10 protein-coding genes and 2 tRNA genes are annotated in these 12,974 nt (G+C 49.7%); 10 read left to right on the top strand and 2 right to left on the bottom strand.

Translation table 11 applies throughout. The features are described from left to right. The first annotated feature begins 15 nt into the window (after positions 1 to 15). The 8 genes from mtnA to FMR86_RS00550 all read left to right on the top strand — a co-directional run bounded on the left by mtnA (position 16) and on the right by FMR86_RS00550 (position 6,324). Complete coding sequence (gene mtnA / locus FMR86_RS00585; RefSeq protein WP_163349129.1) at positions 16 to 1,056, top strand: S-methyl-5-thioribose-1-phosphate isomerase; 1,041 nt, start codon at positions 16 to 18, stop codon at positions 1,054 to 1,056. A gap of 280 nt (positions 1,057 to 1,336) precedes the next feature. Beyond that, complete coding sequence (gene der / locus FMR86_RS00580; protein ID WP_163349128.1) at positions 1,337 to 2,689, top strand: ribosome biogenesis GTPase Der; 1,353 nt, start codon at positions 1,337 to 1,339, stop codon at positions 2,687 to 2,689. A 102-nt stretch (positions 2,690 to 2,791) separates the two neighbouring features. Continuing rightward, positions 2,792 to 2,886 (top strand) — tRNA-Ser (locus FMR86_RS00575). A gap of 169 nt (positions 2,887 to 3,055) precedes the next feature. Continuing rightward, positions 3,056 to 3,712: a response regulator transcription factor gene (locus FMR86_RS00570; protein ID WP_163349127.1), complete on the top strand. Its 657-nt coding sequence runs from the start codon at positions 3,056 to 3,058 to the stop codon at positions 3,710 to 3,712. A 74-nt stretch (positions 3,713 to 3,786) separates the two neighbouring features. Further along, a tRNA-Ser gene (locus FMR86_RS00565) sits at positions 3,787 to 3,878 on the top strand. A gap of 125 nt (positions 3,879 to 4,003) precedes the next feature. After that, positions 4,004 to 4,300, top strand: coding sequence for a type II toxin-antitoxin system RelB/DinJ family antitoxin (locus FMR86_RS00560; RefSeq protein WP_163349126.1), 297 nt, complete (start codon positions 4,004 to 4,006; stop codon positions 4,298 to 4,300). 1 nt (position 4,301) lies between these two features. Next, positions 4,302 to 4,577, top strand: coding sequence for a type II toxin-antitoxin system RelE/ParE family toxin (locus tag FMR86_RS00555; RefSeq protein ID WP_163349125.1), 276 nt, complete (start codon positions 4,302 to 4,304; stop codon positions 4,575 to 4,577). A gap of 58 nt (positions 4,578 to 4,635) precedes the next feature. Further along, positions 4,636 to 6,324, top strand: a complete 1,689-nt coding sequence (locus FMR86_RS00550; RefSeq protein ID WP_163349124.1) for a TrkA family potassium uptake protein — start codon at positions 4,636 to 4,638, stop codon at positions 6,322 to 6,324. Between the two features lie 62 nt (positions 6,325 to 6,386). Here the strand turns inward: FMR86_RS00550 and FMR86_RS00545 are convergent, their stop codons facing one another. Together FMR86_RS00545 and FMR86_RS00540 are read right to left on the bottom strand one after the other, a co-directional pair. Further along, positions 6,387 to 8,567 carry a bi-domain-containing oxidoreductase gene (locus tag FMR86_RS00545; protein ID WP_163349123.1) on the bottom strand — a complete coding sequence of 727 codons (2,181 nt, stop codon included), beginning with the start codon at positions 8,565 to 8,567 and terminating at the stop codon, positions 6,387 to 6,389. A 142-nt stretch (positions 8,568 to 8,709) separates the two neighbouring features. After that, complete coding sequence (locus tag FMR86_RS00540) at positions 8,710 to 9,690, bottom strand: GGDEF domain-containing protein (RefSeq protein ID WP_163349122.1); 981 nt, start codon at positions 9,688 to 9,690, stop codon at positions 8,710 to 8,712. Positions 9,691 to 10,004: 314 nt separating this feature from the next. Between FMR86_RS00540 and FMR86_RS00535 the strand changes: the two genes are divergently transcribed. Both FMR86_RS00535 and FMR86_RS00530 read left to right on the top strand, forming a co-directional pair. Beyond that, positions 10,005 to 11,123 (top strand): carbon-nitrogen hydrolase family protein, encoded by a 1,119-nt coding sequence (locus FMR86_RS00535; RefSeq protein WP_163349121.1) that lies wholly within the window; start codon positions 10,005 to 10,007, stop codon positions 11,121 to 11,123. Positions 11,124 to 11,140: 17 nt separating this feature from the next. After that, positions 11,141 to 12,877: a carbon starvation protein A gene (locus FMR86_RS00530; protein WP_163349120.1), complete on the top strand. Its 1,737-nt coding sequence runs from the start codon at positions 11,141 to 11,143 to the stop codon at positions 12,875 to 12,877. The last annotated feature ends 97 nt before the right edge of the window (positions 12,878 to 12,974 follow it).

The raw sequence follows: 12,974 nt of genomic DNA, 5'->3' as shown, positions 1-12,974 counted from the left end.
AAAGCGAGATAAAAAATGACCGAACATATTCAGTTTTCCGCAGAAAAAGATGCCCTCGTACTGCTGGACCAGCGTTACCTGCCCACACGCGAGGACTGGTTCGATTGCAAGACCACCGAAGATATTTGTGAAGCTCTCGTGGTTATGGTCGTGCGCGGTGCTCCGGCCATCGGCGTAACCGCTGCATACGGCTGCTACCTTGCAGGCCGTGAAGTTTCCGGCAGCGCGGACTGGAAAGCCGATCTGGAAAAGAATCTTGATAAAATCGAAAATGCCCGTCCTACCGCAGTGAACCTGCGCTGGGCCGTGCGCGAAATGAAACGCATCTGGGCTGAAGCTGGCGATGTTTCCCTTGATGAACTCTGCGACATCTGGCTCAAGCGTGCGAAAGAAATCCACGTGGATGACATCCGTATGTGTGAAGACATCGGTAAGTTCGGCGGCGCGCTCATGGACGACGGCGACACCATCATGACCCACTGCAACGCAGGCGCACTGGCTACCGCTGGTTACGGTACCGCGCTGGGTGTTGTGCGCGGCGCGGTTGATCAGGGCAAGAAGGTTTCCGTTATTGCCAACGAAACCCGTCCATTTCTTCAGGGCGCACGTCTCACCGCATACGAACTGCATCGCGACGGCATCCCGGTAAAGGTTGCCTGCGATAACGCCTGTGCACTGCTGATGAAAAAAGGTCTGGTGCAGAAGGTTGTTGTGGGCGCGGACCGCGTTACCGCCAACGGTGATGCCGTGAACAAGATCGGAACCTACGGCGTGGCCCTGCTGGCCCGCGAATTCGGCATTCCGTTCTACGTTGCCGCTCCGGTCTACACCATCGATCCCGAAACACCCACCGGTGACGATGTGCCCATTGAAGACCGCACTCCCACCGAAGTAACCCACGTGGGAGATCATCGCATCACCCCCGAAGGCGTGGAAGTTTTCAACTTCGCCTTCGACCCGACTCCCAACGAACTCATTGCCGGGATCATCACCGAAAAGGGTGTTCTGAGACCTCCTTACACTGAGGCTATCAAGAAGCTTTTTGCGGAAGAATAAGTTGATGCGCTTTCGCGCACTAAGAGTGAATTGAGTTTGCCTCCGGCGGCCAAAGAAACTTTTGAAAAAGTTTCTCTGGACTCTTCAAAATCTTTTAATAGGGCTTCGCCGGGTAGTGTAATAAATTACTTTACAGGCTCACAGACCTTATGACATAGAACTCCTTTAAGGAGATTTTAATAGCGGGAAGCAGATGTCTTCCCGCTTTTTTTGATATATAATGCTCTCCTCGGATACAGGAATTTTCCGGGAACGCATGCTCATATTTCGGAGGCCAGCGATGCTGCCAACTATTGCACTTATCGGACGTCCCAATGTAGGAAAGTCCACCTTATTCAACAGGTTGTTGAGAAAAAAAAGGGCTATCACCCATGATATGCCCGGTATTACCCGTGACCGTATTTACGCCGAAGGTCATTACAACGGCATTCATTACGCCCTGATCGATACCGGCGGTCTGGTCATGGAAAGTGATAATGATTCAGAGGAATTTCAGGGTGATATCTTCGAACAGGCCCGTGAAGCCATCGAAGAGTCCCAGGCCCTTATACTTGTTGTGGACGGACGTGCCGGAATCACCCAGCTTGATGAGCAGGTGGCCGCATACATCCGCCAGAGCAACAAGCCTATCCTGCTGCTGGTCAACAAAGTTGACGGTTCTGAGCTGGAAGCCACTGCCACTGCTGATTTTCATGCCCTTGGTTTCGAGATGATGGCTGTTTCCGCAGAGCACGGCTTTAACCTGCTTGAGCTGCGTGAAAAGGTTGCTGATATGGCCCTTGCCACCGGCATCGAATATGAGGAAGAAGACGAGGAGGCCCTCGGTCTCAAGATCGCCATGCTCGGCCGTCCCAATGCGGGTAAATCTTCCATGGTCAACGCTTTGACCGGGGAAGAGCGGGTTATCGTCAGCGATATAGCCGGAACTACTCGCGATAGCGTGGACGTTACCTTTGAAAGCGGTGGAAAAACTTACACCTTTGTCGATACCGCCGGGGTGCGCCGCCGGACCAACATCACCGATACCATTGAGCGGTTCAGTGTAGTGCGCGCTCTTAAGAGCAGCACAAAGGCTGATATCACTGTAATGGTCGTGGATGCGCTGGCCGGAATCACCAAGCAGGATAAGCGTTTACTGGAATACCTGTTGCGTGAAGCCGTTCCTTTTATGATTACTGTAAATAAGATTGATCTTGTTTCCAAGAAGGAACGCGCCGCATTGCGCGAAGGATTCGAAAGGGCCTTGCGTATGGCGCACCATGTGCCGGTGGTCTATACTTCCTGCATTTCAAAGTCCGGGCTGGGCGGGATTCTGCCCCTTGCCAGCAAGCTGAAAAAAGAATGCTCCCTGCGCATTTCCACCGGGCAGCTGAACCGCATCATGAAGGAAATTATTGAGAAGCATCAGCCTCCTGTTGTTAAGCGCAGAAGAGCCAAGTTCAAGTATATGACTCAGGCTGACGATGAGCCGCCGACCTTTATTTTCTTCATCAACGATGAAAAATTGATTAAGGCTACGTACCATCGTTTTTTGGAAAACAGGCTGCGCAAAATCCTGAATGTGAAGCATGCACCGCTTAATATTGTGTTCCGCTCAACATTCCGGGCTAAAGAAGACATAGTTCATAAATAATTGTAGAAAAGTTTAAAAATGTAGTTGACAATCAGGGGGTGTGGAGATATTACAACGCTTCCTGAGTGAGTGAAGCGGATCACGCTTCTTCACCACATATACGGAGAGGTGGCCGAGCACGGCTGAAGGCGCTCGCCTGCTAAGCGAGTATAGGGCTTAAAACTCTATCGAGGGTTCAAATCCCTCCCTCTCCGCCACATGAAAGTCAGAAGGCAGCTGGAGAAATCCGGCTGCCTTTTTGTTTGCATAAGGGATTAATCGTCGCGAAGACTCTCTAAGAGTTGTTGCAATATATGCTGCTTTGCTGCTAAGAATTAGTATCTATTGTCTCAATTGGAATTCTTTTATCTGCTATTCAGGTGCTTAATGCTAAATCTGGTTAAAGTCGTTATTGCTGATGACCATGCTCTGGTCAGGGAGGGGCTGAAGACAATCCTCAAGTCTCAGCCCGGAATAAGTGTGCTCGGTATGGCTGAGAATGGAGAGGAGGCGGTACGTCTTTGCAGGCGGCTCAATCCTGATGTTGCGCTTATGGATCTTTCCATGCCCGTTAAGAGCGGAGTGCAGGCCATTCAGGAACTCTCCGGGGAAGGTCGAACAAAATTTCTGGCTTTGACCGCACACGTGGAGCCGGACCATATCTTTTCCGCTCTCGATGCCGGGGCCAGCGGGTATGTGCTTAAAACTTCATCCAGCAAAGAGCTGGTCATGGCCATTGAGACGGTCATGGAAGGTAAAGTTTACCTCGCGCCGGATATTTCCGCAGAAGTAGCCAAAGGTTTTCTGCAAAAGGAACGCAGCAGGAGCAGCGACAGTCTCGATTCTCTCACTGACCGCGAGCGTGAAATTTTAAAGCAGGTCCTTGCCGGGTATAAAAATCGGGAAATAGCCGATCTGTTGGTGATCAGCATCAAGACCGTAGAGAAGCACCGTTCCAACCTGATGAAGAAGCTCGGCCTGCGCTCAAAGGCAGAACTCATGGCTTACGGCGAGGAATTGAAAGAGAAGGGTGTTTTTTTGTAACACCGTGCAGAAGTTATATTTAAAAAAAGGTTGACATTAGAGGCGAGTTCGGGAAAATTCTTGTCTCACGTTTTGGAGAGGTGGCAGAGTCCGGTTGAACGCGGTAGTCTTGAAAACTATTGAGGGTGCGAGCCCTCCGGGGGTTCGAATCCCTCCCTCTCCGCCAGAATATAAGTAAGGCCCTGACTGATAAGTTGGGGTCTTTTCTTATGTCTATAGTCTGACGAAGCTTACCCTCAGAGTTGTGCTTGTGTCTCAAATGAGATACACTCCTTTCAGGAGGATAAAATTATGCCACCAAAATCATCCATGCTTCATGTCCGGGTTGACCCCGCAGTAAAAGCAGAGGCAGCAGAAGCTTTGTCAGGAGTCGGGCTTAGTCTGTCCGATGCTGTAAGAATATTATTGACCAGAATAGCGAGAGAGGGCGGATTGCCTGCGGGACTCACCTGCACAGAGAAAGAGCATGACCGCTGGTTTAAGGCCAAGGTCCATGCTGCCCTGAAAGATGAGAGGCCCACCTCAGAACACAATCAGGTTATGGACGAGGCTGAAGAGTTGTTATCGTTGTTGAGTAAGGACAAATAGGATGTTGCAGATCCACTGGAAAGAGGACGCCAGAGTAGATTTTTTATCCATACTGGGATTTATCGGTGAAGATAATCCAGACGCTGCGCGGAAGATGAAAGATGAATTGGAATCAAGAATTGACGGGCTGGTCAATTTTCCGAAAGCGTACAAGGTTGGCCGGGTTTCCGGGACACGTGAGATGGTTCTGTCTTCCAATTATATCGTGGTTTATTCCGAAGATTCTGTTCAGATTACTATTTTGAGAATTTTGCATGCTGCCCGGATGTATCCGTAAATATTTTGTCAAAGGTACGCTTGAGCCGGATGAACCTAAACTAAGACGAGTTTGAATAATGAAATTCATTCCTTCACAACTGCTGTACTTCTTTCAGGACCGTCGCGCACAACGCAACCTGCACTCCCTTATAAGATTTATCCTGTTTTTGTGTTTTTTTATTGTTGTCTACAGTGTTTTATTTCACGTACTCATGGAAATGGAAGGGCAACATTATTCATGGGTTACAGGTTTTTATTGGACCTTGACAGTCATGTCCACCCTTGGTTTCGGCGATATCACCTTTACGTCAGATCTCGGAAAGGTGTTCTCTTTGTGCGTCCTTATGTCGGGTATCGTTTTTCTGTTGGTCATGTTGCCCTTTACGTTTATTCAGTTTTTTTACGCGCCGTTTCTCGAAGCGCAGACCAAGTCGAGGGCTGCCCGGGAATTACCTGAGGAAACATCCGACCACCTGATCATCATTGGTTCCGATCAGGTCGCCCTGAGTCTGGCTTCGCGTGTCAGACAATTCAACTATAAGTATTGCATTCTGGCCAACGAGGTGAACCATGCCTTAGATCTGGTGGATCAGGGGTACAATGCCGTGGTGGGCGAATCTGACAATCCGCATACCTTCCAGCTTTTGCGTACCGATAAGGCGGCCATGGTGGTGTTGCTGAGCGATGATATGAAAAATACCAATGCGGCCTTCACCATTCGTGAAGTGGCACCGGATGTGCCGGTGGTGGCCAATGCCGACTCCGAAGAGTCGGTGGATATTCTGGAGCTGGCAGGCTCAAGTCATGTGTTCCAGTTCATGGACATGCTCGGGGAAAATCTCGCACGGCGCACCCTTGGAACCGGTACCCGGAGCAACATCATAGGTAACATCAACACACTCAATATTGCCGAGGCCCCGGTCTCGGACACATTGCTTGTGGGGAGAACTGTCAAAGATAGCGGGGTGCGCGATGCCACCGGTATGAACATAGTTGGTCTCTGGGAGCAGGGTCGGTTGGTCTCTGCCCGCCCGGATACTGTTATCACTTCAAAAATGGCTATGATTCTTGCCGGTTCTGAGGATCAGCTGAAAGCTTTTGACGACTTTGTCGGCGAAGCTCCTTCCATGGAGGCTCCGGTGCTTATCCTTGGCGGTGGGCGAGTGGGGCAGTCTGCAGCAAAATTACTCAGGGAACGAGGTGTCGACTACAAGATAGTGGAAAAGAATCCCAATCTCATCGGTGACGACGGGCATTACATTCATGGCAGTGCTTCTGATATCGATGTGCTGAAGGCTGCAGGTATTGATAGCGCGCCCTCGGTGTTCGTTACTACACATACCGATGACCTGAATATCTACCTGACGATTTACTGCAGACGACTCAGACCGGATATTCAGATTATCAGCCGGGCAACGTTCGACAGGAATGTCACGGTCCTGCACAAGGCCGGTGCCGATCTGGTCATGTCCTACGCCTCCATGGCGGCCAATACGATTATCAATCTGTTAAGCCCGGGCAAGGTGATGACCCTGACCGAAGGTCTGAACATCTTCCGGGTCGAGGTAGGTCGCTCACTTGCCGGTAAAACACTTATGGAGAGCAATATTCGTGACGAAACCGGATGCAGCATTATAGCGGTCTCTCGTGGTGATGATATGGAAATCAACCCGGATCCGATGCTTCCGCTGGACAAGGGGGCATCGCTGCTTGTTATCGGTGCGGCCGATGACGAACGACGCTTTCTGGATAAGTACCAGATTTGATGGACTTGAAGAAGATGGCAATATTTCTTTTTGTCTGACTGGAGAGTTGTATGGCGTCCAGTTTATTCCTCCCCAGCGGGTTCCAGAAGCTTCATATCGATTTCTAGGGGCATACCGACAGTCAGTGATTCGACGGCTAAAACAGTCGCAAGACTGCTGAACATGATACTTTCATAATCAAGTACCGGAGTGCCGGACAAGACGCCGTTAACCCATGAGTTTAGCATGTTGCGCTGGCCTTTATCCTGACTGCGCAATTTTTTTTGCGACCTTTTTGTGGCACTGGAAAAGCATATCGCATCTTTAAAGTCATTTAGTACGGCAGATTTTCCGCCACCGAATACTTCCACAAGTTCTTTGGACATAGCCTTTGAGCCGTCAGCGGTATAAACAATTGAAGCAATGGAGCCATTATCGAAGGTAACCGAAATAATGACGTTATCATTCAAAAGCGGCGACTTATTATCCTTGGCCGTTGCTGCTGAATACACTGAGATCGGCTTTGCCCCAACCAATGCCATTGCCAGATCAATGAAGTGGCAGGCTTCTCCGATAATCCTTCCCCCGCCTTTTTTCGGATCCTGAATCCAGTGGGTGTCAGGGATAAATCCGGCATTTACTCGTATATTAACGATTTTTGGGCCATATACATCCTTAAAGTGGTCCTGAATATAAATAGTAAGCGGCGAATATCTCCGGTTATAGCCAACCATGAGTTGCCCCTCGCTATTTTGATAAGACTTGTGTATCCCGCTGAGTTCAGCAACTGTCATAGCCAGGGGTTTTTCAACATAGACGCTCTTATTTGCTTCAAGAATCCTCCTTACGGAAGAAGCATGTGTGTCATGCCTTGTTGTGACCATGACCGCATTTGCTTCCGGGGAGAGCAGCGAATCAATATCGCCGCCGCAAAACCTGAAATTATATTTCCCGCCGACGTTCTGGGCACTCTTTCCTGTTGCTGTGGCTATCCCTACAAAATCAACAAGGTCAATCTCCCGGAGCAGAGGTAGTAAGGTTCCGGTTGCGTAATTACCGGCTCCGAATAATGACAAACCCAGAGCGTCATTTTCGACATTCTGAAAATGACGCCTGACAGAGTGGTCGGTCTCCACCGAAACGTTTGCATCATAGTCCATTATGATGCCCAGATATGGTTCTTTTGTTTTGCCTTCGATCACCGAGTATGCTTCCAAGGCTTCATCAATCATAAATCGGTGCGTAATGAGTTTTGTGACATCTATTTTTTTCTGAGCCAGAAGATCTAAGAATGATTCCATATTCCGCTGCTCGGTAAAGCGTACAAAACCTATAGGATAATCATTTCCCGACTCCTCATAGAATGGATCATACCTGCCGGGACCATATGATCTGGAGATCACGACGCTTATTTCTTTTTTAAAATAATCTTCCCTCGGAATATCCATCCTTACCGCGCCGACGACCACCACACGTCCCTTCTCACGAGTCACCACGCCGCATTGCTCTATGGGGGTATTGCTTGAGGTTCCTGCGCAAACAATAACACCATCAACACCACGCTCTTTTGTCAAAGCACGGCACGCCTGCACCAGATCCGTTTTACCGCTGACCCCGATTGCGCCATATTCTTCAGCTAAATCCACCTTATTGCGGACAAGGTCATATCCGATAACATTACAACCGTTTGCCTTGAGCATCTGCACTGTCAGTTGCCCTACAAGGCCCAGACCCAAAACAAGAAAAGTTTCGCCAAGCTTCGGATCAGCCAAGCGGATTCCCTGCAAAGCTATCGCCCCCATTGTGGTGAAGGCAGCCTCTTCATCGCTCACGCCTTTGGGAATTTGAGATACCAGATTTTTGGGAATTGAATTGAACTCAGCATGATTGGCATATCCTGCCCCGGCGCAGGCAACACGGTCTCCCGGTTTAAGCCCCTGAACGAGCCCTCCCACAGCAATAACTTCTCCCGCCAGACTGTATCCAAGAGGATTCGGGGCACCAAGACGGGTTTTAACCATTTGTATTGTCTTCGTCAGTCCCACTGATTTAACCTTTTGCAGCACTTGGCGTACTAAATCAGGGCGAGCCTTCGCCTTTTGCAGTAAATTTTTTTTGCCTATATCAATCTTAGTCTTCTCGGTCCCGGCACTTATCAGGGATTTTTTTGTCTGAACCAAAACAAATGAGTCATGCAGAGTCGGGACAGGAACATCCACTACTTCAACAACACCTGTTTTCAAAGTTTGTACAACCTGTTTCATAAGTCCCCCAAATAAATACAGCAAATGTTTGTGCAATACGCGAGAAACAAAGACAAAAGTCTTTTAAAAGGTATACACCAATCAAATCGATAAAGATACACTATGAATGGATAATCAGGGCAGGTTGTGCTTTGAGCTTACTTTAGCTGCGGGTATTCTCTATTGCCAGCTGGTCGCGACCGTTACGTTTGGCTTTATAAAGGGCTTTATCTGCCCGGTGCAGAATGTCTGATGCAGGGTTTTCTGATTGAGGATTGCCTTCAGCCATGCCTGCGCTGACAGTTAATTGGATCTGCATCTGTTTGCCATTGTCTGCTTCTGCTGACAGATATGTGCTTTTAATTGTCTCTCGTAATTTCTCTATAAGCTCAACTCCCTCGTCAAAAGTAAAGCCGCTGAGACAAATGGCAAATTCCTCACCACCGTAGCGTGCCGGGAAATAGACCCGCTCGCTCTGATCTGCAAATGCTTCGCCCGGCTGTTTCAAAATTTCAGCCACGGTTTTGAGTACATAATCGCCAACCGGGTGCCCAAAAGTGTCATTGACCTTTTTGAAGTGATCCAGATCCAGCAGGAAAAATTGCAGCCTGTGGTTTTCCGGTCCGTTTTTGTCCAGCATTTCTGAAAGAAAGGCATCCAGAGCACGGCGGTTGAAGAGACCGGTCAGGCCGTCCGTGTCAGTGATTGCCCGCAGGGATGCGATGTCCGCTTCCATTCCCGCTACAACCTCCCGGAAAGAAGAACGGATATTCTCGATCATGGTTTCAGGATCAACCCCGGATTCAATGTCGCGTACGGTGTTTTCGCCGAGGTCGGAAACCCGGTTCTTGTTTTTACTCAGGACACTGCTGTATTCGTTTGCAATGCTCATTGTCTCCAGTAACGCCTCTTGCAGTTTGCGTTGCAGCGGGGTGTTAATGATGTCCTGCATGTTCTGAATCAGGTCCCGGTAGCATTGGTCTGAATAGTCACGGGCTTGAATTGTGCGGATGACAAGTTGTTGCAGGTCTTTTTGCTGGTCTTGTTCCAGATGGGCCTGATCTCCCAGACTTCTGAAGTATAAAATCAGGGATCTCCATTTTCCCTGATTCGGAACACCGGCCCGTTCCAGGTCAACACACATGGGTCTGTTGCCGGAGAATATACAGTTTTTATGGTTGCAGGGTAATATATCTTTACTTGTACAGGGGGTGGACTTGCTTTTATTAAAGGTCATGAATCCTCAACTTTATGAAAATAAATTTATCCGGGAGTATAGCCGAAAGGTTTAAATTATTCCAACGAAAATATGTATTGTAAGAGATATATTAGTTTTGCTGTCAGTATTTTTTTAGTCCTTTCGTAATCCGGTTTCCCCGTGCCTCTCTAAATGATTTCTGTTATTCTTCCTCAGTATCTGTCTATCCCGGCAGCTGAAAACCCGTTTTGGAGGACAATATGAAAAAGATATCCGGCTTTAGTCTGATGATTCTGTTTGCTCTGGCATCTGCAGTGTGGGCCGGGCCGCCGTGTCCGGATTGCTGTTCCCCGGAATATGGGAATACTGTTATGGACAGCTACCGTAAGCTGATGTTTAAGGATTCGGTCTACGGTGAGTTGCCGGAAGAGGGGAAGGGGATCAGGCTTGGTGTTTATCAGGCACAGGCCGATTGCGGACCCGGTGCTTCCGTTAAAAATATGGATCGGTTGGAAAAGGTGGCCGGGCTGGCCAAAAAGCGCGGAGTGCAGCTGCTTTCCTTTCCTGAGCTCTATGTGACCGGGTACACATTAAGCCCGGAGCAGGCCAAAAAAGTTGCAGAGTTTAAGGACGGTCCCAGTATCAGCCGGGCTCGTGGTGTTGCCAAAAAACTGAATATGGCTTTGATCGTGCCTTATGCGGAAAAGGCCAAAACCAAGGCGGGCATGCAGTATTTTGATTCCATCGCCATCATTAATGAGCATGGCGAGCTTTTGGACAGTTATCGCAAGGTGCAGCTTTATGCCGGGCAGGAGCGGGCTAACTGGTCATTCGGTGACACTCCGCCCAAAATGTTTAAGGTGTTCGGTTTTCCGGTGGGTGTGCTCAATTGCTATGAAAATGAATTCCCGGAACTGGTCCGTTCCCTCGCCTTGCAGGGTGCGAAGCTCATCGTCGGTCCTACTGCCGCTGACTGTTATTACACCATGCCCAACGGCAAACGCAGCGATGTTCCCTATCCTGACATTTCGACTCTGCTGCTGCCTGCCTTTGCCTACGCAAATAACGTCTTTTACGCCTACAGCAACCGCGCCGGGTACGAGAAGCGGGAAACCGGGGAGTGGCATTACCGGGGCAACAGCATAATCATCGGTCCCCACGGGGATATCATCGTCAAGGCCGGGCACCAGCAGGATACCATGCTCATAGCCGACATCATTCCTGAATATTACGGCCCGACTCATCCTGAACAGGATTACTATTATCTGAAGGACCGCAGACCTGATCTTTACAATGAACTGCTCAAAACCAAAGTCGATTTCCTGAAGGGCGGGTATGAATATCCGGTTCATAAGGATGGTAAGGAAATACCGCGTTAACTTGAGTGGAGTGAAGCATGAACAGTCTTGTGGTTACCATTGCGGCTTTGGTCTGGTTTGTTCTCGGCTATATTTATTATGGCCGGTTTATTGAGAAAAAACTGGTGGAACCGGATGATTCCCGGCGAACACCCGCTTATGAGCTTGAAGACGGGGTGGACTACCACCCCAGCAAAACCCATATGCTCTGGGGCAACCATTTTGCTTCCATTGCCGGGGCCGGGCCGATCATCGGGCCGATTCTGGCGGTATCCATTTTCGGTTGGGGATACACTTTGCTCTGGGTTGCCATCGGTGCGGTTTTCATGGGCGCGGTTCACGATTACCTGACCATGATGATCAGTGTGCGCAATAAAGGGCGGGGCATTTATGATTTGGCCGAACCCATGCTTGGGCAGGTGGGGAAGGGGCTGGTCTCGGCATTGGTTTTTATGATGCTGACACTGGTCGTGACAGTGTTCATGGTTTCAGTGGCCGATGCCTTTGTGAGCAGGCCGGAGCTGGTTATTCCCACTTTTGGTCTGGTGGTTATTGCCATGGTTATGGGCTACTCCGTAACCCGCTTGGGGCTGAATGAGACTTTCGTCATGGCTCTGGGAATCATCGCGGCCTACGCACTGCTCTGGGTAGGAAATGCCCTTCCAGTGGCCCTGCCTGAATCGTGGGGCAAAGAGGCGGTCCTCATATTCTGGTGTACCTGTTTGACTCTTTACTGCCTGCTGGCTTCCATCTCACCCATCTGGCTGATTCTGCAGCCGCGTGATTTTATCTCCTCTGTTAAGTTGTTTGTGGGCATGGGGCTTGGGTTTCTAAGTATCATGGTTATGCATCCGACCATAAATGCTCCGTTCCACCGTGGGGAATTCTTCTCAGGGGATAAGCCCATCTGGCCGATTTTATTTATTATCGTAGCCTGCGGGGCCATCAGCGGATTCCATTCCCTGGTTTCCACCGGAACATCTTCCCGGCAGCTGGAACGCGAATCTTCAGGCAAGCCGGTGGCTTTCGGCGGAATGCTGGTTGAAGGTGCGCTGGCGGTGATGGTAATCATGGTCGTCGGGGCCGGGTTGAAGTGGGGGACCGCCCCGGAAGGAACTCCTGCCGCCGCAGCGGGAATGTGGTTCGGCAGTGCCTTGAAAGAAGGCTGGATCGTAGCTTTCGGCAACGGTTTCGGCAAACTGGTCAGCGGTATGAACATTCCCTATCTGACCCTGCCTATAGCCGGATTGCTGGGGGCGGTGATGGTCAAGTCCTTTATCCTGACCACTCTGGATTCCGGCACAAGACTGGGGCGTTTTCTGGTGGCGGAAACCCTCGGCGAAAAGATTCCGCTGTTGAAGAAAAACAGGCTGGCGGCAACTCTGGTCATGCTGGTTCCGGGATATCTTCTGGCGGTGACCAATTCATGGGAAAGCGTCTGGAAGCTTTTCGGGGCATCAAACCAGCTCATCGCCGCAATTGCGCTGACCACGGTGACAGCATATCTGTCCTCACAAAAGAAACCCCGTCTTTACACGCTTATTCCGGCCCTGTTCATGCTGCTGACTTCGGCGGCAGCACTGGGGTGGGAGGCTTTCGCCCCCAAGAGCGGCTACCTGACTGGACCCGAGCCTTCATATGATCTGGGGATTATCTCCATTGTGTTGCTGCTTCTGGCGGCTTTGACGGTTCTCCGGGCGGTCAAAGCAATTTCCGTTTCGCACAAGGAGGTCCCTCCGGTTCCAGAGCATAGCGGACATCCGGGCTTTCGATGATTTTTTTAGGGTGTTGAAAGAATTGATTTTATTATGTATTTAATTCTCTCGTTGTGTAGGTTGTGCTGATTTAAATGAATTGATCCAAGGAGTTACA

This window comes from Desulfovibrio sp. JC010 (assembly GCF_010470675.1).
In the GTDB taxonomy this organism is placed as follows: domain Bacteria; phylum Desulfobacterota; class Desulfovibrionia; order Desulfovibrionales; family Desulfovibrionaceae; genus Maridesulfovibrio.
Note: the sequence above shows the minus strand (reverse complement) of the source record. Positions and strands in the feature narration are given on the sequence as shown.

Excerpts from the sequence above, each read along its gene's own strand:
- mtnA (WP_163349129.1), top strand. The coding sequence starts at position 16 with ATGACCGAACATATTCAGTTTTCCGCAGAAAAAGATGCCCTCGTACTG.
- der (WP_163349128.1), top strand. The coding sequence starts at position 1,337 with ATGCTGCCAACTATTGCACTTATCGGACGTCCCAATGTAGGAAAGTCC.
- FMR86_RS00570 (WP_163349127.1), top strand. The coding sequence starts at position 3,056 with ATGCTAAATCTGGTTAAAGTCGTTATTGCTGATGACCATGCTCTGGTC.
- FMR86_RS00560 (WP_163349126.1), top strand. The coding sequence starts at position 4,004 with ATGCCACCAAAATCATCCATGCTTCATGTCCGGGTTGACCCCGCAGTA.
- FMR86_RS00555 (WP_163349125.1), top strand. The coding sequence starts at position 4,302 with ATGTTGCAGATCCACTGGAAAGAGGACGCCAGAGTAGATTTTTTATCC.
- FMR86_RS00550 (WP_163349124.1), top strand. The coding sequence starts at position 4,636 with ATGAAATTCATTCCTTCACAACTGCTGTACTTCTTTCAGGACCGTCGC.
- FMR86_RS00545 (WP_163349123.1), bottom strand. The coding sequence starts at position 8,567 with ATGAAACAGGTTGTACAAACTTTGAAAACAGGTGTTGTTGAAGTAGTG.
- FMR86_RS00540 (WP_163349122.1), bottom strand. The coding sequence starts at position 9,690 with ATGTGTGTTGACCTGGAACGGGCCGGTGTTCCGAATCAGGGAAAATGG.
- FMR86_RS00535 (WP_163349121.1), top strand. The coding sequence starts at position 10,005 with ATGAAAAAGATATCCGGCTTTAGTCTGATGATTCTGTTTGCTCTGGCA.
- FMR86_RS00530 (WP_163349120.1), top strand. The coding sequence starts at position 11,141 with ATGAACAGTCTTGTGGTTACCATTGCGGCTTTGGTCTGGTTTGTTCTC.